Below are 22724 nucleotides of genomic sequence, written 5' to 3'. Positions count from 1 at the left end.
GAAAAGGTCAAACCGGAAACAAAACAACTAAGAGACTTGATATCATATCAAGTCTCTTTCTTTCATGAAAGGAGAATGAATGATGGAGACGATGCCAAATTGGTTAATGCAACGTGCATTTTTAACACCAGATCGCACTGCAATTGAAATAGAGGAAGAGAAAGTTACTTTTATGGAGCTGCATGAAAAAGTAGTATCTGTTTGTGAACACCTCACGCATGTTGGAGTGGAGCGAGGGCAAAAGGTGGCTGTTCTGATGAAAAATGGTATGGAGATGATTACAGTTATTCACGCCCTATCGTACCTAGGGGCAGTAGCTGTGCTTTTAAATACGCGTCTTTCAAGAGAAGAGCTACTTTGGCAAATGGATGATGCTGAAGTTGTTTGTTTAGTAACGGATCAAGATTTTGATGCTAAAGATGTTCCTGTTTATTCATTCGCCGAAGTGATGAATGGACCAAAAGAGGAAGCCTCTATACAAGAAGAGTTTTCTTTAGAAGAAACGATGACAATCATTTATACGTCAGGGACGACAGGAAAACCGAAAGGCGTTATTTTAACGTACGGTAATCATTGGGCAAGTGCGGTCGGCTCTTCGCTTAACTTAGGGCTTCGTGATGATGATTGCTGGTTAGCTTGTATGCCGATGTTCCATGTTGGCGGGCTATCTCTTTTAATGAAAAACATTATGTACGGCATGCGCATTTTACTTGTTCCGAAATATGATGCTGATTTTATTCATAAAGCACTTCAAACGAGAGGTGTTACGATTATTTCTGTTGTATCCAAAATGTTAACAGATTTATTAGAGAGACTTGGAGAAGGGACATACCCAGCTTCTTTACGATGCATGTTACTTGGCGGAGGACCAGCGCCGAAACCGTTATTAGAAACATGTGTAGAAAAAGGAATCCCTGTGTATCAAACGTACGGTATGACAGAAACGTCTTCGCAAATTTGCACGTTATCAGCAGATTACATGTTAACGAAAGTAGGATCAGCTGGAAAACCACTATTTCAGTGCCAACTTCGTATTGAAAAAGATGGCGTAGTAGTGCCACCATTTGCGGAAGGTGAGATTGTAGTAAAAGGGCCGAACGTAACAGGCGGTTACTTTAATCGTGAAGATGCGACGCGAGAGACTATTCAAAACGGATGGCTTCATACTGGCGACCTCGGTTATTTAGACGAAGAAGGGTTTTTATACGTATTAGATCGCCGCAGTGATTTAATTATTTCTGGCGGAGAGAACATATATCCAGCTCAAATTGAAGAAGTGTTGCTTTCTCATCCGGCAGTAGCGGAAGCTGGTGTTGTCGGCATGGCTGACGATAAATGGGGACAAGTACCAGCTGCTTTTGTTGTGAAAAGCGGGGCGGTAACAGAAGAAGAAATTCTTCATTTTTGCGAGGAGAAATTAGCGAAATATAAAGTGCCGAAGAAAGCATGTTTCTTAGAGGAATTACCACGTAACGCTTCGAAAAAATTGTTAAGACGAGAGTTAAGACAATTAGTGGAGGAGATGTAGGTGGAAATAAAAAAAGCGACACTGTATATAACGGAAATGCCACTCGTAATCCCGTTTGCTGCAAGCTACGGGACTTACGAAAAGCGTGAGAGTATCGTTATTGAATTAGAGGATACGGACGGGTACATTGGATTTGGGGAAGTCGTTGCATTCTCTGAACCGTGGTATACGGAAGAAACGGTGAAGACAGCGCTGCATATACTGCAAGACTTTTTAATACCTGATTTATTAAAGGCTGAAATTTCTCATCCGAATGAGGTACCGGGTCTATTTCAACATATAAAAAGAAACCGAATGGCAAAAGCCGGAATAGAGGGGGCTGTTTGGGATTTATATGCGAAGCGTCAAAAGAAGTCGTTAGCGACATTGCTTGGCGGAACGAAGTCTGAAATTGAAGTCGGCGTTGTAATTGGCCTTAATACGATTCCAGTTATGTTAAAACAAATCGAAAAGTACGCGGAAGAAGGATACGAGCGTTTTAAAGTAAAAATAAAACCGGGGCATGATTATGAGTTATTGAAAGAAATTCGTAAAGAGTTTCCGCATATCCCGTTAATGGCTGATGCAAATTCAGCATATACATTAGGGGATACGGAGAGGCTGAAACGACTAGATGAATTCCAATTAATGATGATTGAACAACCGTTAGCGGATTACGATTTTCTTGATCACGCGGAATTGCAAAAGAAAATTGAAACGCCGATTTGTTTAGATGAAAGTATTCATAGTTTAGAAGATGCACGCGTTGCGATTACGCTTGGCAGCTGCCAAATTGTGAACATTAAACCAGGGCGAGTGGGCGGATTAACAGAATCAATCCAAATCCATAATTATTGTATGGAACATAACGTACCCGTTTGGTGCGGTGGTATGGTAGAGATGGGGATTTCACGAGCGCAAAATGTTGCTCTTGCGTCATTGCCTAACTTTACGATTCCAGGAGATATATCTGCTTCTAGTAGACATTGGGAGCAGGATATTATTTGGCCGGAAGTGATGCTTGAGGGCGGGAAAGTGATGGTGCCGCAAAGCGTTGATGCTGAGTATGAAGTAGATCGCGGAAGATTGGAAGAAATTACGAAGCAGCGGATTGTGTTTGAGCGGTAAATGGAAGTTTCATTAGGATGCCCGCAAATAGCGAGAGGATTTTGTCGTTCATTGTCGGTAAGTCGATATATTTCAATAATTGCTGATATAATTTGAGTTACGGTCGATATAATTGGAAAATCGCTGATATAATTCAAGTTGTGTTCGATATAATTAGAAAATCGCTGATATAATTTTATTTACCAAGGTTACTCTAACGAGTAGCCTTTTTGTATTGTACAAATTGGATAGACTAGTTTACAATCGAGCGTATAAAAATGGAATGAAAAAGGGGGAGTAAAATGAAGCGCATTTCAATTTTGATAGCGGATGATGAGGCAGAAATTGCTGATTTAATTGAGATACATTTAGAAAAAGAAGGGTACCACGTCGTGAAAGCAGCTGATGGAGAAGAGGCAATTCATATTATTGAAACGCAGCCAATCGACTTGGTAATTTTAGATATTATGATGCCGAAAATGGATGGGTATGAGGTGACGCGTCAAATTCGCACGAAACATCATATGCCGATTATTTTTTTAAGCGCGAAAACTTCGGACTTTGATAAGGTGACAGGTCTTGTACTAGGCGCGGATGATTATATGACGAAGCCTTTCACACCGATTGAATTAGTTGCACGTGTAAATGCACAACTGCGTAGGTTTTTTACGTTAAATCAACCGAAAGTAGCGGAGAGTAAATCTGCTTTAGAACTAGGCGGAGTCGTAATTAATCCCGAGCGTAGGACGGTTGATGTATATGGTGAGCAAATTGAATTAACGCCGAAAGAGTTTGATATTTTATATTTATTAGCGAGTCATCCGAAGAAAGTGTACAATGTGGAAAATATTTTTCAGCACGTATGGGCAGACGATTATTATGAAGGTGGAAATACAGTAATGGTACATATTCGTACGTTGCGGAAGAAACTTGGAGAAGATAAAAGAAAGGATAAATTAATAAAAACAGTGTGGGGAGTAGGTTATACTTTTAATGGCTAATATGATGAAAAGTTTTCGATTTAAAATGATTGCCTTATTTGCGTTAAGTATGGTACTTGCAGCAACTGTAACTTATATAATTTATAAAGGATTGCAGCTGTATTATAAAACGATGGTTCGCTACGAAGAGCCTTTAGCACAATTTAGGTCAATGGTAAGGGAATTTGGAGACATTAATTTCTTTTTAATTTTCTTTATTCCGTTATCTATTATCTTTTTCTTCTTTTTGACAAAACCGTATTTAAAATACTTTGATGAAATTTCTAATGGGATTCATCATCTTGCGAACGGTAACTTTACGAATAAAGTTCAAGTTTCATCAAATGATGAGTTTGGAAATATCGCGCGTGAAATAAATGTTGCAAGTGAAAAGTTAAAAGAAGCTGTTGAAAGAGGAGACTTTGCTGAAAGTAGTAAAAGTCAGCTCGTTGTGAATTTAGCTCATGATTTAAGAACACCATTAACATCCGTGTTAGGATATTTAGATTTAATTCTTAAAGATGAAAATTTAACAAAAGCACAAATTAAACATTTCTCCACAATTGCATATACGAAATCGCAAAGACTGGAAAGTTTAATTGATGAGCTATTTGAAATTACACGTATGAATTATGGCATGCTAAAGCTGGATAAAAAGCCGATTGATATAAGTGAGTTGCTTATACAGTTAGAGGAGGAATTGTATCCGTTATTAGAAAAACATCATTTAGAAGCTAGATTGAATGTGGCTCCTCATTTACCGATGCACGGTGATGGAAAATTGTTAGCTAGAGTATTTGAAAACTTGTTAACAAATGCCGTTCGTTACGGCTATGATGGACAATTTGTTGATATGAATGGGTATGTTGATAATGGAGAAGTTGTCGTACAAATTATGAATTACGGAGATAGCATTCCAGAAGAAGATTTACCTTATCTTTTTGATATGTTTTATACAGGTGATAAAGCGAGAACAGAGAACCGTGGCGGGACAGGCCTTGGACTATTTATTGCGAAAAATATTGTCGAGCAACATAACGGTACGATTTCTGCTGAGAGCAATGTAGTTAGAACGCTATTTGAAGTACGATTGCCAAAAGACGAGAATGTAACAATTTAATAAAAATTTAAACTTTACCCCACTTTTTATTTTAATAGTTTTTTCTATTCTATACGTAAGTTACGTTAAGGAGGAACTAGAAATGAAAAAGTGGGTATTTATTTCTTTTTTTATAGCATGCACAGTATGTGTAGGCGTTTATATATCACCGTTATTTCAAAAGGAAATCGATGTTAAAATTGTCGGGAAAGATGAGCTAGTAAAGGCGGCAAACACCGAGGGGAGAGAGATTACGAAGGAACAAATTTATAAGGGCGATTTATTATTAGTTAACAGGGATTATCCAGTAAAAAAAGATAGTATTAGGTCTGATATTATAAATGTAAATCATAATAGTGAATTAGTAAGAGGTTATGTAATATTTGATAGAAATCTTCGTTTATCAAAGGATGTTGTGAAAAAGTTTTTGAACGTTGTCGATGCGGCTGGAAAAGAAAGTGTTAACCATTTTTTGATTAGTAGTGGTTATAGAGATTTCCAAGAGCAAAAACAGCTATATGAAAAAATGGGATCTGATTATGCACTTCCAGCAGGATACAGTGAACATAATTTAGGATTATCACTGGACATTGGGTCTACTCAAAAGAAAATGGAGAAAGCGCCTGAAGGAAAATGGATTGAAGAGAACGTATGGAAGCATGGCTTTGTATTACGTTATCCGAAAAATAAAAGTAACATTACTGGAATTCAATATGAGCCATGGCATATCCGTTATGTCGGCCTACCTCATAGCGCAATTATGCAAAAAAAGAATTTTACACTAGAGGAATATTTAGAGTTTTTAAAAGAGGAAAAAGAGGTTTCAACTGAAGTAGAAGGTAAGAAATATACTGTTTCTTATTATAAAGTTTCTGAGAATATGAAAGTGAACGTTCCAGCAAACAAGCAGTATGAAATTTCCGGGAACAATATGGATGGGGTTATTGTGACGGTTCAGGAATAGAGAAAAAGGTTGTTCCGTTTGGAGCAACCTCTTCGTATATATAAGAAAGGGATTGATGTTTTTTGTCGGTAAATCGATATTCTTTGTCGAATCGTTGATATATTGTGAGTTACGGTAGATATAATTGAAAAATCGTTGATATATTGTAAGTTATGATAGATATATTCAAAAAATCGTTGATATAATTTCCTATACTATTAGCATTTTGGAGGAGCATCTTTTTATTTGCTTTTAAACATTATAACGTTATATTTACTTCTCCCTTTTTTTGTGTTACGCTAAACGTGTGAAAGAGATATAAAATGAAACTTTAATGTAAGCGTATTCTTATGGCTTCTTATAGAAAAGGGTGGAAATACAATGACAGAACGATTCGTACTACGTAATGTGAAACGTGTGAACGGGGAAGAGATTGACATTGTAATTGAAAATAATAAAATCGCACAGGTGACGAAAGCTGGTGCTGGCGAGGGTGGAAAGGTTCTTGATTACTCTGGTACTTACGTATCGAGTGGTTGGATTGATTTACACGTTCATGCTTTTCCAGAGTTTGATCCGTATGGCGATGAGGTGGATGAAATTGGCGTTAAGCAAGGGGTAACGACAATTGTTGATGCGGGTAGCTGCGGAGCTGATCGTATTGCAGATTTAGTAAAAAGTAGAGAGCAGGCAAAAACGAATTTATTTGCCTTTTTAAATATTTCTCGCATCGGTTTGAAACGAATTGATGAACTATCCAATATGGAATGGATCGATAAAGAGAAAGTGATAGAAGCAGTAGAAAAGTATAAAGATGTAATCGTTGGGTTAAAGGCGAGAATGAGTAAAAGTGTCGTTTGTGATAGCGGAATTGAACCGCTTCATGTTGCACGCTCTTTATCCCGTGAAACATCATTACCAATTATGGTACATATCGGTTCAGCGCCTCCTCGCATTGAGGAAGTTGTACCTCTTTTAGAAAAAGATGATGTCATTACACATTACTTAAACGGGAAAGAAAATAATTTATTTGATGAAGAAGGCAAACCGCTACCTGTATTACTAGATGCAGTGAATCGTGGTGTTCATTTAGATGTTGGTCACGGTAATGCTAGTTTTTCTTTTAAAGTAGCAGAGGCGGCGAAGCATCACGGTACTGCTTTTAATACAATTAGTACAGATATTTACCGGAAGAATCGTATACACGGTCCCGTGTATAGTATGGCTCACGTTCTTTCGAAATTCCTTTACTTAGGTTATCCGCTAGAAGAAGTAATTGACGCGGTTACGAAAAATGCAGCAGAGTGGCTGAAAAAACCAGAGCTTGGCCGCATTCAAGAAGGAGATATTGCAAACTTAACTTTATTTACGGTGAAAGATGAGAAGGTTACGTTAATTGATTCAGAAGGGGATCAGCGCATTGCTGAAAGAAGGATTGATACGAAAGGGGTTGTAATTAATGGGTCATTCATTGAATGCTAAGTACGGATTAAAAAGAGTAATTAATGCGAGCGGTAGAATGAGTATTTTAGGTGTATCTGCTCCTACAGATACAGTAATGGATGCGATGAAACATGGGGGACAAAATTATGTGGAAATTGCTGATTTAGTAGATAAAGCGGGAGACCATATTGCGAGAATTCTAGATTCAGAGGCAGCGGTCGTTGTGAACTCAGCATCGAGTGGAATTGCGCTTTCTATCGCTGGTATCGTTACAGAAGGAAATCGCCGTAAAAGTGAAAGACTTCATCAAGAAGTAATCGCGAAAAACGAAGTGATTATGTTAAAAGGTCATAACGTTCAATACGGTGCTCCTGTTGAAACGATGATTTACTTAGGCGGCGGTAAACTTGTAGAAGTTGGCTATGCAAATGAAGGGAAAGCAGAGCATATTGAAGATGCAATTGGTGAAAATACAGCAGCGATTCTGTATGTGAAATCACATCATGCAGTGCAAAAAAATATGATTTCTGTTGAAGAAGCATGGGAAGTTGCGCAGCGAAATAAAGTACCGCTTATCGTGGATGCAGCAGCTGAAGAAGACATTCAAAAATATGTGAAGTATTCAGATCTTGCTATTTATAGCGGTTCAAAGGCAATTGAAGGACCTACTTCTGGTATTGTGGGCGGTAAAAGAAAGTATATTGAATGGCTGAAAGTGCAATTACATTGCATTGGAAGAAGCATGAAAGTTGGGAAAGAAACAACTTTTGGTTTACTTCAAGCACTTGATGAGTACGGAGTAAAAGAAGATAAGAGCGAGCAAGAAAAAGAATTGCTACAAATACTTATGCCGCTAAAAGAATTAAATGGTGTAAATGTAACGATCGTTCAAGATGAAGCTGGAAGAGCAATCTTTCGAGCTCGTATTCATATTAACGAGAAAGAATTAAATAAATCAGCAAAAGATGTTGTGACTGCATTACGCGAAGGGGAAATTGCCATTTATACACGTGATTACGGAGTAAGACAAGGATTCTTTGATATTGATCCACGTCCACTTCAAGGTGATGACATATATGTGATTGAAGAAAAATTGAGAGAAATTGTAGGGGGAAACTAAAATGACAAACATTCAAAAACGTTTTTATAAAGACCGCGTAGCATTAAATGTATTGGCAAACAATATCCAAAATGCGAAAGATATTTTTGAAGCAGCAGAAGGATATGTAGTAGTAGGTGTTTTATCAAAAGATTATGCAACTGTAGAAGAAGCTGTTACAGCGATGAAAGCATACGGAAAAGAAATTGATGACGCTGTATCAATCGGACTAGGTGCAGGAGATAATCGCCAAGCGGCAGTTGTCGCTGAAATTGCGAAGCATTATCCTGGCAGTCATATTAACCAAGTGTTCCCTTCAGTTGGAGCGACACGTGCAAATCTTGGCGAAAAAGATAGCTGGATTAATAGTTTAGTATCGCCAACAGGAAAAGTAGGTTACGTAAATATTTCTACTGGCCCAATTAGTGCGGCTGGAGAAGAAAAAGCAATCGTTCCAATTAAAACAGCGATCGCACTTGTACGTGATATGGGCGGAAATTCATTGAAGTACTTCCCAATGAAAGGGCTAGCTCACGAAGAAGAATATCGCGCAGTTGCGAAAGCTTGTGCGGAAGAAGGATTCGCATTAGAGCCAACAGGCGGAATTGATAAAGAAAACTTCGAAACAATTGTACGTATTGCGCTTGAAGCAAATGTAGAGCAAGTTATCCCGCACGTGTACTCTTCTATTATTGATAAAGAAACTGGTAACACGAAAGTAGAAGATGTGCGTGAATTATTAGCAGTCGTGAAGAAGCTAGTTGATCAATATGCGTAAGAAAATTGCAGCGTTCGGCGAAGTAATGATGCGCCTGCAAGTACCTGGATATGAATTGTTGTCGCAAGCTAACACGTTAAATTACTCATTTTCAGGTACAGGTGTGAACGTTGCAGCGGCACTTTCTCACTTAGGGCATGAAGGGCTTCTTATTTCAACTTTACCGGAAAATTCGGTTGGAGATGCAGCTGTATCTTACATTCAAAAGTTAGGGATTCAAACTTCTCTTGTTTCAAGAGGCGGTAAATATGTAGGTATGTATTTTTTAGAAAATGGATTCGGTGCACGTGCAAGCCGCGTTACGTATTCGAATCGACTAGAAAGTAGCTTCAATACGGCGTCTGAAGAGATGTACCAATTTGAAGAAATTGCTAAGGAAATTGATATCGTTCATTTTTGCGGTATTACACTTGCGATGAATGATACGGTGCGCCATCATATGAAGTCTTTAGCGAGAGCAGTTAAAGAAAACGGAGGAACCGTCGTTTTTGATTGTAATTATCGTCCATCACTTTGGGGAGAAGACGGATATGAACAGGCAAAACCGCATTATGAAGAAATGCTGGGACTTGCTGATATCGTTATGATGAACGAAAAAGATGCAATGTTTGTTTTAGGAATAAAAACCGAAGAAACGGAGCGAGAGGCGCAACTTGTTGATCTTATTCCAAAGGTAGCTGAAACGTATCATATCGCTACAATCGCTGGTACTCATCGCTCTATTAACAGTGATAATACACATTCGCTTCGCGGGTTTATATGTAAAGATGGAACGTTCACTTTTGCAAAAACACTTACGTTTTCTGTATATGATAGAATAGGTGCTGGAGATGCTTATACGAGCGGAATTATTCATGGCGAGATAAAGGAGTTCGCACCAGAGAAAGCTGTTTCATTTGCGTCAGCAGCTGGAATGCTAGCACATACAATCGTCGGTGATACGCCAATGTCATCAGAGAAGGATATACTTCGGGCAATGACGGCATCAGTAGGTGATGTAGAAAGGTAGTGGGTGTAACGGTGAACGTAACGAGAAAAAAAGGACCATTATATTTGCAAATAAAAAATATTATTCGTGATCGAATATTGCATGGTGTATATGCGATTCATACGAATATTCCTTCCGAACCGCAGTTAGAAGAAGAGTTCAAAGTGAGTAAAATTACAGTGCGAAATGCGATTAAAGAACTCGCTCAAGAAGGATATTTGGAAAAGAAAAGCGGTAAAGGAACGAAAGTCATCCGCAATACTTCTGCGACAAAACTGTCAAAGGGTAAGAAATTTACTGAAGTGTTAGTGGAAGAAGGATATAAAGTACAGAAGAAATTGCTAAAAGCAAAAATTGTGCAGAATGAAGAAGGAACAGTGCCATTTCGATTATTCGGTAAGGAGAGTTTTCGTATTGAACGTTTATATACGTTAAATGATGCACCATACATTCATTATACGCACTATTTCTCAGCAGGAATGGCAAGTTCAGATTTATCGGATTTTGACTTGCAATCGCTTTATGATTTAGTTGAAGACCGAGGTATTCATTTAGAAAACTTCAGAGATGAATTCGCTGTTGGACTCGCGCCTATTTTCGTTGCAGAAGCGCTAGGTGAAAAAGAGGGGACAGCGCTATTAAAACGCATGCGTTATTCTTACGATGAAGTTGGTGAAATAATTGAATATAGCGAAGGCTACTACAATACAGAAATGCAGCATTATGTAGTGAATTATGACGTATAAAAAAGAGGGGATTTTCCCTCTTTTTTTATAAAGTAAGGAGAATGGGAGATGGATATATACTTATTAATCGTCACGTTACTTGCAATTGCGATTGTTATTTTAGGGGTATCATGGTGGAAATGGCATGCATTTATTAGTTTAACAGTTGCGAGTTTGTTTTTAGCTATCATGTCTGGACTGAACTTAACGAAAATAGTGACTGCCTATGAAACTGGTGTTGGTAGTGTACTAGGGCATTTAGTTGGTATTTTAGCTCTCGGAACAATTTTAGGGAAAATGATGTCCGATTCAGGGGCCGGCATGCAAGTGGCAGATTTCTTTATTCGATTTTTCGGTGTAAGGAAACTACCTTGGGCTATGTTATTTGCAGGATTTGTTATAGGGATTCCAGTGTTTTTTGAAGTGGGGATCGTCATTTTATTACCACTTGTTATTTCCATTCGAAAAACGACGAAGCAAAATATATTATTAATTGCGTTACCTGTTATTGCAGGATTATCTATTGTTCACGGGCTCGTGCCTCCGCATCCAGGTGCCATGACTGCAATCGGTATTTATAACGCGAACTTAGGAAAGGTACTTTTATATTCATTAATTATCGCGTTACCGACGGCTATTATAGCAGGCCCAATATTTGCAAAGTGGGTACATAAGAGGGTTATACCTGAAAATGAACCGGAGCTTGTTCGAGTTACGACAGTATCAACTGATTTGCCAAGTCGTAAAGTTTCATTCTTTATTATTTTATTACCAGTTGTATTGATGATTTTATCAGTAGTTGCACCATATATTTCATTACCGGAAAAATTAACTGAATTTTTCGTGTTTATAGGAAGTCCAGTAATCGCCTTACTTATTTCATGTTTCGCAGCATTTTATTTACTTGGTATCAAACAAGGTATTAATAAAAAGATGATTAAAAAATTAACAGATGAAAGTTTATTGCCTGTCGGTTCTATTATTTTAATAATTGGTGCAGGCGGTGGATTTAAACAAATATTAATTGAAAGCGGCGTTGGAACAGCTATTGCACAAATGGCAGAACATATTTCGTTATCACCAATCGTATTAGCTTTCATGGTAGCTGGTTTAATTCGAATTGCAACAGGTTCAGCTACAGTAGCATTAACGACAGCAGCAGGGATTGTTTCACCAGTTATTCAGCACATGTCTGGTGTGAATTTAGAGCTTCTCGTTATTGCAACCGGTGCAGGTTCATTAATGTTTTCTCACGTAAATGATGCAGGGTTCTGGCTTGTAAAAGAGTATTTAGGTTTGACGGTGAAGGAAACGTTTAAAACGTGGACGGTACTCGAGACATTGTTATCATTTATTGCATTCGGTTTTGCCCTTTTGTTGAATATGTTTCTTTAGGAGAGGAGGTCAGATTTAAACGAATAAACCCTACAGAGAAATTACATTTCCTCTGTAGGGTTTATTCGTTTTTTGTGCTTTCTATTACTTAATGGAACGGACATACTGATCTTCTCCATCGTCTTTGACAAAGACTCCTAGCTCATTCAAATCTTTGCGTAAATGCTTCTTTTTTTTCGAGTTTCCTTCTCGAAGGGCATTTCGTCTTTCATACAAAATAGTATTTATGCTTTTATTAAATCGCTCATCCTCTAATTTCCATAAGCTATACTCATGTTTATAAGGATCTTGTTCCACCCAGGGGAAGCCGTGCATTAAGAAAGTATCTTTAATTTTGCTTGGGTTAATGTCAGATGTTTCACGTAACCATTCTCGGTCTTCTTGATCAATGATAACCACTTGACGCTTATCTACAAAAACGGCTTTTACATTTGATCTGGTGATTTGTTTCTTTTGATCGTCCTTATTCACGTGAATGCTTTCCGAAGTAATGTTCATTTTTAAAGCTTCACTATAAATAATTAAAGAAAATAAAATTCCTGCAATAACACCAATTAGCATGAGGATAATAGGAAGCCAGAAGGGGTTAATAGAATGTAAAAGTTCTATAATTTTTGAATCAGAAAAGAGAGGAATCTTTTTTATAATCTCTATTAATTTAGGGGAAAAATATCCAATAACGCCTAAAAGGATGGGACTTGCTATAGCAAGTAATTTTTCTAAAAAACCTAATCCAATGACAGATGCCTTTTTCATGTGTAGTTCATCCTTTCTTATATATTTTTTTTAACCAGGCATGTTTTAAACAGTGAGTTTCTTCACCATTTTTATGAGCTCATCTGAGTAATTTTCTATGGATATAGATGAATTTGCCTTCAGCATTCTTTCTTCGATTGCTCCTAAAATAAATGAAGCTAATGTGTCGGTTTGGAAAGAATCGGAAAACACGCCATTTTGTTGACCAGTTTTCAAAATATCTAATAACATCGTTCTAAGAGCATCCTCCTCTTCGTCGTCTTCGATTCTGTAATAAGGAACGTTCTCTTCATTTCTTGCATTAAAGACAATCTCAATTAAAGCAATATTATTTTTGTAATGAGTTTCTTGATAAGCCAAATGTGCTTCAATAAAAGCCTCTAGTTTATTTATTTCAGATTGAGCTAATAGCACTCGATTACTAATAAATTCATGTTGCTTGGCAACTAAAAATTGTAATGTGCGATTCATAAGGTAAAGCTTATCATTAAAATGATAAGAAATAAGTCCGGTACTAATCTTAGCCTTTTTTGCCACCTTCGTTAAGCTTAAGTTGTTATATCCAACCTCTTCTAATGTATCAATACATGCAAGAATAATTTGTTCACGCCTAGCCTCTGCAATAAAAGAATCAGTCACGCTATTCAACTCCTGATTTATATAATTTGAATGTATAATCAAAAAATTAATTGATCGTTCAATTAAATATTAGTAAGAAATTATTAGTATGTCAAATGTTTTATACCTACATCTTGATAAGGCTCATTTTCTGAAACAAGCCCGTTTTTAGGTAAGCCAAGCTTCCTATTCGCCCTGAAAACATAATATAAATGGAATCCCCTCATTTAGAGCAAGGTGAACTTGTTATGAATGATACTAAAGGAGGAATAGGGTAATGAGCGAAAAGTGTGAACACAGACATGATGATTGTAACCGCAGACATGGTTGCGGAGGCGGTTTTGCGCTTCTAATCGTATTGTTTATTTTATTAATTATCATCGGTGCTAGCTGCTTCGGCGGAGGCGGCGGTTGTGGCTATGGTGGTTATGGCGGTTATGCTGGCGGCTACGGCGGATATTGCTGCTAATTATTAAAAACTATTGAAAATGGCCTTGTGCAATACGCACAAGGCCATTTTATTCATATTTTTATATGCTGTGATAATTTATTAATGTACAGAGAACGGATTAAGAAGAAGAAAATGATCTCGATAATCCCGAAAAAGGTGAGTACGATACATGTCTCTTTTAGTAATGAGAAAGAGAACATGCTTTGTAAAAACTTAACTGCAAATAACGTGTGAATACCAGCAACGATGTAAGGGACGAAAAATAAAATTCCTAATTGAATCGTTGCAGAACGAAACATTTCTGTTTCTGTTAAACCAAGCTTTGTAATCGTAATATACTTTTGTCTCTCAGTTGTTAAGTCATTATACATACGGAAATATAAAACACTAGCTGCTCCGATAAAGAAAATAAAGCCGAGAAATGCCCAAATAAAGAAAGTAGCAATTGAATTTCCTTTGCTGTATTTTAGGTCATCGGCCGCTGTATAAATATTAAATGGGGGGGGAAAATCAGTTTCCGCATTTTTGTGTGCCTCATAGAAGTTATCTGTATCATTTCTAATATGTTTTAATATATTTTTCGTAGGAGCAATCGCATTTTCCCAGTTTTCAACGAAGTAATTATACACTATGGTTGTTTCAATATGAGGAATCATATTATTGAATACATCATCTTGTACAACCATTAAATAAGGGAATGCGAAGGCTGGTTCAATTGATTTATTAATAAATCCTTTAATATGAAATTCTTTTTTATTAGATCCAATTGTAATTGTATTTTGTTTTGCGAATGGATTTGATACAAGATTTAAGAGCTCTGGTGAGTAACGAGAAATAATATAAACTTGTGTAGAATCAAGATGTATTTCTGGTCTCCTTAATTGTTTCGCAAGCGTGTTATAATCACTCATTTTCATAAGAGCAATGTCTTCTTTTAAAGCGGTATCTTTTAACAATGTAGACTTATGTTTGTTGTATTGAAAATTAGCATTTGTAAGCTCCGTTTCAATTTTAGCAATATGTTTTTGTTCAAGTGCATTTTCCCCTGTAGACGTATATGTGAAGGGGAAAGGACGGCGTTCTAATATCATTGCTTTCGTATTATTATTAGTAGCAAATAATCCGATAATAATCGTAAATGCAAGTGCAGATAGCATAGAAACGATAAAGAGTACATTAATATTACTACGAGTACGGTTAGCTAAATCTGAAATCCATAACATATTTATTTGCTTCATATAAAACTTTCTCCGCTTTTTCAAAATAAAGATAAAGAGAAGAAACGTTTGTGAAAAGAATAAATATGTTCCCACCACTACGAGCGGCAAAATAGATAAAATAATAAGGAGGGCAGAGCCGTTTTGTAAATTTTTTTCTGTTATATAACTTTGCGGATAACCAGCAATATAATAGCATAGTCCTAAACAAATTAAGGCAAATAGTGAAATGAGTATAGACGGTCTTTTTTCGTTTTTTTCCTTTTTATTATTTTTAATTAATCGAGTTGTTTTACGAGTACGAATGAACATCGGTGTAAACGTAGATACGATAAGAAATAAAATAATAAAAGTTATTGTTGTAACGATAATTGCTTCTGTAGGCCAATATAAATAGAGGCCTTTTGCGTTTGTTAATTTAGAAGTAACGAGTAAGAAAAAGTTAGAAAAAACAAGACCGCCTTGAATACCAGCAAAAATAGCAAGCATTCCAATGATCATATTTTCAGTAAACAAAAGACGTTTTAATTGTTTTTGAGATATACCGAGAACAGTTAAAACGCCAAATTGCTGTTTCCGTACATTTAAAAACGTCCCAATAGAATATAAGAGAAAGAAGAACGAGAACAAAACGATAACAAACTGTGCCATGCCGGTTAAGTTCATGAGCGGATCTTGTTCTTGTAATTTATTCATAATTTGTAAGCGCGGATGATACGCGTATACAGTAAATGAAAAGAAAACCATTATCGAAAACGCACTACTTACGAAATAAGCGAAATATGCTTTTGAATTACGCGAGACATTTTTAAATGCGAACTGCCAAAATGTCATCCACGTCTTCCTCCTAATAAGGCTAGAACATCTAATATTTCTTGATAAAACTTCTCGCGATATAATCCGCGGTGTAGTTCATTGTAAAGCTCTCCATCTTTAATGAAAATAACACGGTTACAATAACTTGCTGCAAACGGATCGTGTGTAACCATTAAAATCGTTGCATCTTCTTCTTTATTTAATTTCGTAAATAGCTCCATTACGTCAATTGCCGCTTTTGAATCTAAGTTTCCTGTCGGTTCATCGGCAAGTAGAAGTGAAGGATGATGAATAACAGCACGTGCTACTGCGGTACGCTGTGCTTGTCCCCCAGAAACTTCAAAAATACGCTTGTCCAAAATATGATCAATCCCAAGCTTTTTTGAAATGTTATCAAGCTTTTCATCCATTTCTTTTAATGGAACATTATCTAATGTTAAAGGTAGTACGATATTTTCACCGATTGTTAGTGTATCTAGTAGGTTAAAGTTTTGGAAAACAAATCCTAACTCTTGGCGGCGGAAAATAGCTAACTTCTCTCTACGAAATGTGTGCGGTTTTTTTCCGTTAATAACGACGTCACCAGAAGTCGGAGAATCGATTGTAGAGATAACGTTTAAAAATGTAGATTTTCCGCTACCAGATGGTCCCATAATGGCAACGAATTCACCTTTATCCACGTGTAAATTTATATTTTTTAAAGCAGTATGAGGGACTTTTCCCTCATATACTTTTGAGACGTTTTTTATGTGTAATACTTCTTCCATAGTAATCACCTTTCTACTTTTTAAAACTTAATGTGTTGTGATAATTTTTGCATATAAAAGGAACGAATTAAAAGGAAAAATAAAATTTCAACTGTTCCAAAAATCATAAGTACGACTGTAACCTCAGCGAAGAACGAGAGATGTAATATTTCTTGTAACATCTTTGTCGCAAACATCGTATGGATTGATGCCATAATGTAAGGCACGAAGAAAAGAATCGCAAGCTGAATTGTCGCTGAACGTTTCATTTCAGTCTCAGTTAAGCCAATTTTCGTAATCGTTATATATTTTTCTTGCTCATTTGTTAAATCTGTATACATTCGGAAGTAAAGAACACTACCAGCACCGATAAAGAAAATAACACCTAAGAAAGTACCAATTAAGAAGAATGAAGCGACATTTAGTTTTGTTTTGTATAGAGAATCGCTCGCTTCACTTGCATGGAAAGGCGGGTGCTCTGCTTGAATTGCTGCATTATCGTTATCGATTTTTGTTATAAACGATGAACCGATATTATGTGCTTTTTCCCAATCCGTAACTTTGAAGTTATATACACTCATTTGTTTGGAAACGGTGGATAAGGCTTCTACATTTTCATCAGATAGTATGAGTAATTTGTATATTAAGCTATTTGGGAATGGGCTATAACTTTTATATTCTTTCACTTGTAGTTGTAAATTGTTTTGAGTAAGTGTAAGAGTATTTTTCTGTTCTTTATTATGAAGCGTTCCAATAACTTGATCATCTAAGTCTTTCATAAGAATATAAGATTCATTCTTATTTACTGTGAGCGTTTCCCAATTTAAAGCCTTAGCAAGTACATTATAGTCACTTTGTTTAATTGCGTAATAGAGCTGCGTGTTATCTTCAGCTGAAGATACTTCATATATATCCGTTTTAAATTTCGTATAAGTAAAATGCTCTTCATTAAATTTCTGCTCTAACCAGTTTAAATGTTCATCAGCTAACGTATTTTCAGTATGCGATAAATACGTAAACGGGAAAGGGTTTTGTCTAATCGCATCAAACTTTGTAAACTTCCCGAATCCATATAAGAATGTAATCATTGTAAAAGCGAGCGTCGATAGCATCGCTACAATAAAGAGCATATTAATATTCGTCCGAATACGTGATGCTAGATCAGAAATCCAAAGCATATTAATTCGTTTCATATAAAACGTTCTTCGCGTTTTTAAAATACGAATAAGTAAAAAACTAATTTGTGAAAAGAAAAAGTATGTTCCAGCTGCAATAAGGGATGGGATGACAAATATACTAGAGACGGCATATAAAAGCCCAATGATGTCACCTAGCGACATAAAATACAACGGATTTGCGGCTAACGCATATCCACATATTAAACACGTCGCACCAAATAGAGAGATGAGCACGGATGCTTTTCTTTCTTTTTGTTGTGTTCCTTCTTTCAAAAGACGTACGGCTTTTCTCGTACGAATGAGCATCGGTGTAAAAGATGATACGAGAATGAAGAGCCCAAGAAAGATGATGATAGTTAAAACGATAGCACTTGTAGGCCCATATAAATATAAACCAGGTACGTGTGTAATTTTGGCGGTAACTAACAAAAAGAACTGTGAAAAGACAACTCCAAGTTGAATGCCAAAAAATATAGAAAGAACACCAATTAACATATTTTCTATAAATATGAGTCGTTTTAATTGTTTTTGAGATATGCCAAGTACTGTTAAAATCCCGAACTGTTTTTTTCGTACTTTTAAAAACGTCCCGATTGAATACAGTAAAAAGAAAAATGAAAAGAACACAATGACAACCTCTGAAATTGTCATTAATATGTTCAGATAATAATTAACGTCTGTCATATGCAATTTCGGATGAAATAAATAAACTGCAAATGAGAAAAAGATTGCAATGGAGAACGCACTGCTTACAAAATAGGCGAAATAAGCTCTGGCGTTCCGCGTCACGTTTTTAAATGCAAACTGCCAAAATGTCATTCACCTAAACCTCCTAATAGGGTGAAGATGAAAAGAGTATGAGAGATACTCTTTTCATCAAGTTTGTTTTAAATATTTTGTCCACTCGTGTAATGTGATAATTTTTGCATATAAAGTGAACGAATGAATAAGAAAAATACGATTTCAACGAATCCAAAAATAATAAGAACGGCTGAAACTTCTTTGAACAGAGATAAACCAATTACATCTTGTAGCATTTTTGTTGCGAACATTGTATGAATGGATGCCATAATGTACGGAATGAAAAATAAAATACTAAGTTGAATGGTTGCAGATCGTTTCATCTCTGTATCTGTTACACCGATTTTAGAAATCGTTATATATTTCTCTTGTTCGTTCGTCAAATCCGTATACATTCTAAAGTAAAGAACGCTACCAGCTCCAATGAAGAAAATAACTCCTAAAAATGTCCCAATTAGGAAAAATGCAGCACTGCCTGATGTTATTTTGTATAACGATCCTGCTGATTCAAAGGAACGAATAAGAGGTCCTTCATACTGGGATTTATTTCGATCTTTTTGCACTTTTTCTATAAAATTATCAGCAATTTCATATGTCTGTTCCCAGTTTTGAATTTTGTAATTGTATGCTGATATATGTTTTACGGTGTTAGGTAAGTTATTTACGATAATATCAGGCAACACTATCGTTTGATATGAAAAGTCAGATGGGATTGCGTTTACATGCTCATAACCTTTTACTCGTAATTTCGTATTTGTACTAGAGAGTGTAATGTAATCTCTTTTGTAGCTTTGCTCAAATTCGTTGAATATGGTGATATAAGATGTCCCTGTTAGCACATATGCTTCGTTATCATCCATAAATAGTTGTTTCATTCGTAAAGAATCTGCAAGTTTGTTATAGTCACTTTGCTTAATTGCGTATACGTCATTATAAATAGCTATATCTTTATCTTCTTTTAGTGGTGTTTCATATATATCAGCTTTTATTTTTTGATAAGGGAAATGCTCTTTTTGTAATTGTTGCTCAAGCCAATTTAAATGTTCTGTAACAAAAGGGTTCGCATCATAAGAAAAATAAGAAATTGGAAAAGGAGAAGTTCTATTCACCTCTAGCTTAATAAATTTCCCGAATCCATATAGAAACGTAATCATTGTGAAAGCAATTGTAGATAGCATCGCTACAATAAACAGCATATTAATATTCGTTCGAATACGGCTCGCTAAATCCGAAATCCAAAGCATATTAATCCGTTTCATATAAAACTTCCTTCTTTTCTTTAAAATATAAATAAGTAAGAAACTAATTTGTGAAAAGAAGAAATATGTTCCAATTGTAACAAGCGTTGGGATAACGAAAATACTTGAAACCATATATATAACACCGATTTGCGGGCTTACTGATACGAAATATTTAGGATTTCCAGCTAACGCATAACCACCAAATAAACAAATCGCACCAAATAATGAAACAAGTATGGATGGTTTTCTTTCTTTTTGTTTTCCACCATTTGTTTTTAAAAGGTGTACTGCTTTTTTTGTACGAATAAGCATTGGTGTGAATGCAGATACAATGATAAAAAGACTAAGGAAAACAATGGTTGTTAAAATAAACGCGTTAGTAGGCCCGTATAAATATATTCCTGGAACATGGGTAAGTTTGGCGGTTACTAATAAGAAAAATTGAGAAAAAACAACTCCAAACTGCATGCCGAAAAAGATAGATAAAATCCCGATTAACATATTCTCCATAAAAATAAGACGATGTAATTGTTTTCTCGATATTCCTAAAATGGTCAAAATACCAAATTGTTTTTTTCTAACTTTTAAAAAAGTACCAATGGAATATAGTAAAAAGAAGAAAGAGAAAAATACAATTACTACTTCTGAAAATATCATTAATCCTGAAATTTCAGAGGTCATGTCAAAGTTTTGTAATTTCGGATGGAATAAGTAAACAGCAAACGAAAAGAACACAGCAATGGAAAAGGAGCTACTTACAAAGTAAGCAAAATAAGCTCTTGAGTTGCGCGTGACGTTTTTAAATGCAAATTGCCAAAATGTCATAGATTATACCTCCGGCTAGAAGATATAGAAGTAGTTGTATTGCAAAAAATGTATGAGAGTGAGTTCTCATACATTTTGCTTGCATATGTTACGATCATACTTCGGTCACCTTCTCCGTATGTTCTGCTTGATTATTTGCAGCATTGTGGAAGATGATTTTAATGGTCGTTCCTTTACCAACTTCAGAATCTAGTTTGACAGAGTGACCTAAATAATCACAAATTTTACTTACAATATAAAGTCCCATACCAGTAGATTCTCCGAAGGCGCGACCGTTTTTCCCAGTGTAAAACGGTTCAAATACTCTTCGAATATCTTCTTGTGGAATACCAACACCTTCATCACGAACTTCTAAAATAATATCTTTTCCGTTTCGGTAAGCAGATAAGAAAACTTTCTTTCCGCGCTCACCGGAGTAACGAACAGCGTTTGTCATTAATTGATAGATGATAAATTTTAGCCATTTCGCATCAGAAGCAACTTTTAAATCAGAATGGACTTCTAAAACAGGGAAGACACCATTACGAATGAATAGTTCTTTTAATCCATTAATATTTTTTGTTACCGTATCTTTTAATGAAATCGTCTCGACATGGAAATCTTCATGGAAGTTATTTAACCTAGCCATGTATAAAGCCATATCAAGCCCTTGGTTTAGACGCTCTAATTCTTTTTTAAACTTTGGAATTAAATGCTCGTCTTCCATTTCTAGCACCATAAGCTGCATAACAGAAACAGGTGTCTTCATTTGATGTACCCAATGGTTAATGAATAGTTGATGTTCTTGTTGTTTTACTTCATACGATTGTAGTTCTTTTTGGAAGAGGCGGTACTGCGTACGCACGAGTTCATTGACACCGTGAGGCATCGGAGCAGTCGCTCTTTCAATAAACGCATCTTCCATTTTTTCTGGTTGCTCACTTAATCTATGGTACATTCTACGATTGCGAACGTAACGGTAAGCGAGGAAACAAATAAATAAATATAAACTTAAAACGACGAAGTAAAATTTATTGTTTTGAAATCCATCTACTGCATCATAAAGAACGAAAATGATACCGAAGTTTAAAACGTACAGTAGGAAAAATGCAAAATGATCACGTAAAAATAGCTTCATGCTTATTCACTCCAAGTTGCGTTAAAGCGATATCCAAGTCCACGTACTGTTTCAATAGAGTTCTCAATGCCAAGCTCATTAAACTTTTTACGAAGACGTGTAATGTTTACGTTTAATGTATTTTCCTCAACGAAGCTTTCGTCATCCCAAAGCGCAGCTAATAAATCTTCACGGCTCGCTGTACGAGGAAATTTAGATAATAACATTTCTGCTAAAATTGCCTCTTTCTTCGTTAAAAGAACTTGTTCAGATCCGAAGTGAATTTCTGGACGTTCAGGGAATAGTTTTAATCCTTCTACTTCAACGATACGTTCCGAAATATTTGGTGCATAATCACCGTAAATACGGCGTAATTGTCCTTTGATTTTCGCCATTACAACGTCGTAGTGGAATGGTTTTGTAATGTAATCATCCGCACCGCTTTCAATTGCCATAATTTGTTCCATCTCACCAGCACGCGCTGAAATGAAAATAATTGGACAAGTAGATTCATGACGAATTTGACGGCACCAGTAGAAACCATCGAATTTCGGTAAGTTTACATCAAGTAAAACAAGATGTGGTTTCACTGCGTTAAACGATTCCATAATATCATCGAAATTCTCCGCTACCACAGCCTCATAACCGTACTTCTGAATGTGAGATTGCAGTAATGATGAAATATTTGGATCGTCTTCAACGATTAAAATTTTATACATATGTATATTCCTCCTCAAAAAAAACAATTGTAGCTATAGTGTATCATGTGTTTCAAGTCTTTTCATTATGTTGAAAGATAAGCTAGTAAACAGTATAGGTTAAAAGTGAGAAAAGTAAAAAGGGCGCTGGATGAAATTGACAAATAACGGTAATCGGTTTAATATTTAGATAAATATCTAAATGTCTAATTATCGA

General features: G+C 36.0%; 20 protein-coding genes. 12 read left to right on the top strand and 8 right to left on the bottom strand.

Features of this window, described 5'->3' with window-relative positions; genetic code table 11:
- Positions 1–82: 82 nt before the first annotated feature.
- The 11 genes from V6946_RS25925 (at position 83) to gntP (ending at position 12064) form a co-directional block, all read left to right on the top strand.
- Positions 83–1528 carry an o-succinylbenzoate--CoA ligase gene (locus tag V6946_RS25925; RefSeq protein WP_033691677.1) on the top strand — a complete coding sequence of 482 codons (1446 nt, stop codon included), beginning with the start codon at positions 83–85 and terminating at the stop codon, positions 1526–1528.
- Complete coding sequence (gene menC, locus V6946_RS25920) at positions 1529–2635, top strand: o-succinylbenzoate synthase (protein WP_366981749.1); 1107 nt, start codon at positions 1529–1531, stop codon at positions 2633–2635.
- 281 nt (positions 2636–2916) lie between these two features.
- Positions 2917–3615, top strand: a complete 699-nt coding sequence (locus V6946_RS25915; RefSeq protein WP_000822489.1) for a response regulator transcription factor — start codon at positions 2917–2919, stop codon at positions 3613–3615.
- Positions 3608–4714, top strand: a complete 1107-nt coding sequence (locus V6946_RS25910; protein WP_006915665.1) for a cell wall metabolism sensor histidine kinase WalK — start codon at positions 3608–3610, stop codon at positions 4712–4714. The genes V6946_RS25915 and V6946_RS25910 overlap by 8 nt, the downstream gene beginning before the upstream one ends.
- A gap of 82 nt (positions 4715–4796) precedes the next feature.
- Positions 4797–5657, top strand: coding sequence for a D-Ala-D-Ala carboxypeptidase VanY (locus V6946_RS25905; protein WP_006915666.1), 861 nt, complete (start codon positions 4797–4799; stop codon positions 5655–5657).
- Between the two features lie 360 nt (positions 5658–6017).
- The gene (locus V6946_RS25900) at positions 6018–7118 is read left to right on the top strand and encodes an amidohydrolase/deacetylase family metallohydrolase (protein ID WP_006915667.1); all 1101 of its coding nucleotides are present in this window, start codon (positions 6018–6020) and stop codon (positions 7116–7118) included.
- Positions 7096–8199, top strand: coding sequence for a DgaE family pyridoxal phosphate-dependent ammonia lyase (locus tag V6946_RS25895; RefSeq protein WP_006915668.1), 1104 nt, complete (start codon positions 7096–7098; stop codon positions 8197–8199). Before V6946_RS25900 ends, V6946_RS25895 begins: the two co-directional genes overlap by 23 nt.
- A gap of 1 nt (position 8200) precedes the next feature.
- Entirely contained in the window at positions 8201–8956 is a 756-nt protein-coding gene (gene dagF, locus V6946_RS25890) for a 2-dehydro-3-deoxy-phosphogluconate aldolase (protein ID WP_000181896.1), read from the top strand.
- Positions 8949–9965, top strand: a complete 1017-nt coding sequence (locus V6946_RS25885) for a sugar kinase (protein ID WP_006915669.1) — start codon at positions 8949–8951, stop codon at positions 9963–9965. The genes dagF and V6946_RS25885 overlap by 8 nt, the downstream gene beginning before the upstream one ends.
- On the top strand, positions 9965–10690 hold the full coding sequence (locus V6946_RS25880; RefSeq protein WP_006915670.1) for a GntR family transcriptional regulator: 726 nt from the start codon (positions 9965–9967) through the stop codon (positions 10688–10690). The genes V6946_RS25885 and V6946_RS25880 overlap by 1 nt, the downstream gene beginning before the upstream one ends.
- Before the next feature lie 48 nt (positions 10691–10738).
- Positions 10739–12064 carry a gluconate permease GntP gene (gene gntP / locus V6946_RS25875; protein WP_366981747.1) on the top strand — a complete coding sequence of 442 codons (1326 nt, stop codon included), beginning with the start codon at positions 10739–10741 and terminating at the stop codon, positions 12062–12064.
- 84 nt (positions 12065–12148) lie between these two features.
- On the opposite strand, the gene V6946_RS25870 is transcribed toward gntP, so the two are convergent.
- Complete coding sequence (locus V6946_RS25870) at positions 12149–12820, bottom strand: hypothetical protein (RefSeq protein ID WP_006915673.1); 672 nt, start codon at positions 12818–12820, stop codon at positions 12149–12151.
- 45 nt (positions 12821–12865) lie between these two features.
- The gene (locus V6946_RS25865; RefSeq protein ID WP_000132248.1) at positions 12866–13459 is read right to left on the bottom strand and encodes a TetR/AcrR family transcriptional regulator; all 594 of its coding nucleotides are present in this window, start codon (positions 13457–13459) and stop codon (positions 12866–12868) included.
- Positions 13460–13715: 256 nt separating this feature from the next.
- Here V6946_RS25865 and V6946_RS25860 point away from each other — a divergent pair, with 256 nt between their 5' ends.
- Complete coding sequence (locus V6946_RS25860; RefSeq protein ID WP_001290392.1) at positions 13716–13907, top strand: YjcZ family sporulation protein; 192 nt, start codon at positions 13716–13718, stop codon at positions 13905–13907.
- 53 nt (positions 13908–13960) lie between these two features.
- Here the strand turns inward: V6946_RS25860 and V6946_RS25855 are convergent, their stop codons facing one another.
- The 6 genes from V6946_RS25855 to V6946_RS25830 all read right to left on the bottom strand — a co-directional run bounded on the left by V6946_RS25855 (position 13961) and on the right by V6946_RS25830 (position 22528).
- Entirely contained in the window at positions 13961–15940 is a 1980-nt protein-coding gene (locus V6946_RS25855) for an FtsX-like permease family protein (RefSeq protein WP_406622143.1), read from the bottom strand.
- Positions 15937–16689 (bottom strand): ABC transporter ATP-binding protein, encoded by a 753-nt coding sequence (locus V6946_RS25850; RefSeq protein ID WP_000393250.1) that lies wholly within the window; start codon positions 16687–16689, stop codon positions 15937–15939. Before V6946_RS25850 ends, V6946_RS25855 begins: the two co-directional genes overlap by 4 nt.
- Positions 16690–16709: 20 nt before the next feature.
- Positions 16710–18665 (bottom strand): ABC transporter permease, encoded by a 1956-nt coding sequence (locus V6946_RS25845; RefSeq protein WP_006929208.1) that lies wholly within the window; start codon positions 18663–18665, stop codon positions 16710–16712.
- A gap of 68 nt (positions 18666–18733) precedes the next feature.
- A complete protein-coding gene (locus V6946_RS25840) occupies positions 18734–20713 on the bottom strand; it encodes an ABC transporter permease (RefSeq protein WP_006929207.1) in 1980 nt (659 codons plus the stop codon).
- Between the two features lie 94 nt (positions 20714–20807).
- The gene (locus V6946_RS25835) at positions 20808–21830 is read right to left on the bottom strand and encodes a HAMP domain-containing sensor histidine kinase (protein ID WP_000765342.1); all 1023 of its coding nucleotides are present in this window, start codon (positions 21828–21830) and stop codon (positions 20808–20810) included.
- A gap of 2 nt (positions 21831–21832) precedes the next feature.
- Positions 21833–22528, bottom strand: a complete 696-nt coding sequence (locus V6946_RS25830) for a response regulator transcription factor (RefSeq protein ID WP_000276738.1) — start codon at positions 22526–22528, stop codon at positions 21833–21835.
- Between the last annotated feature and the right edge of the window lie 196 nt (positions 22529–22724).

The organism is Bacillus sp. PPSBB_2 (genome assembly GCF_045291115.1).
Taxonomy (GTDB): Bacteria; Bacillota; Bacilli; order Bacillales; family Bacillaceae_G; genus Bacillus_A; species Bacillus_A cereus.
This window is presented reverse-complemented; position numbering and strand designations above follow the sequence as displayed.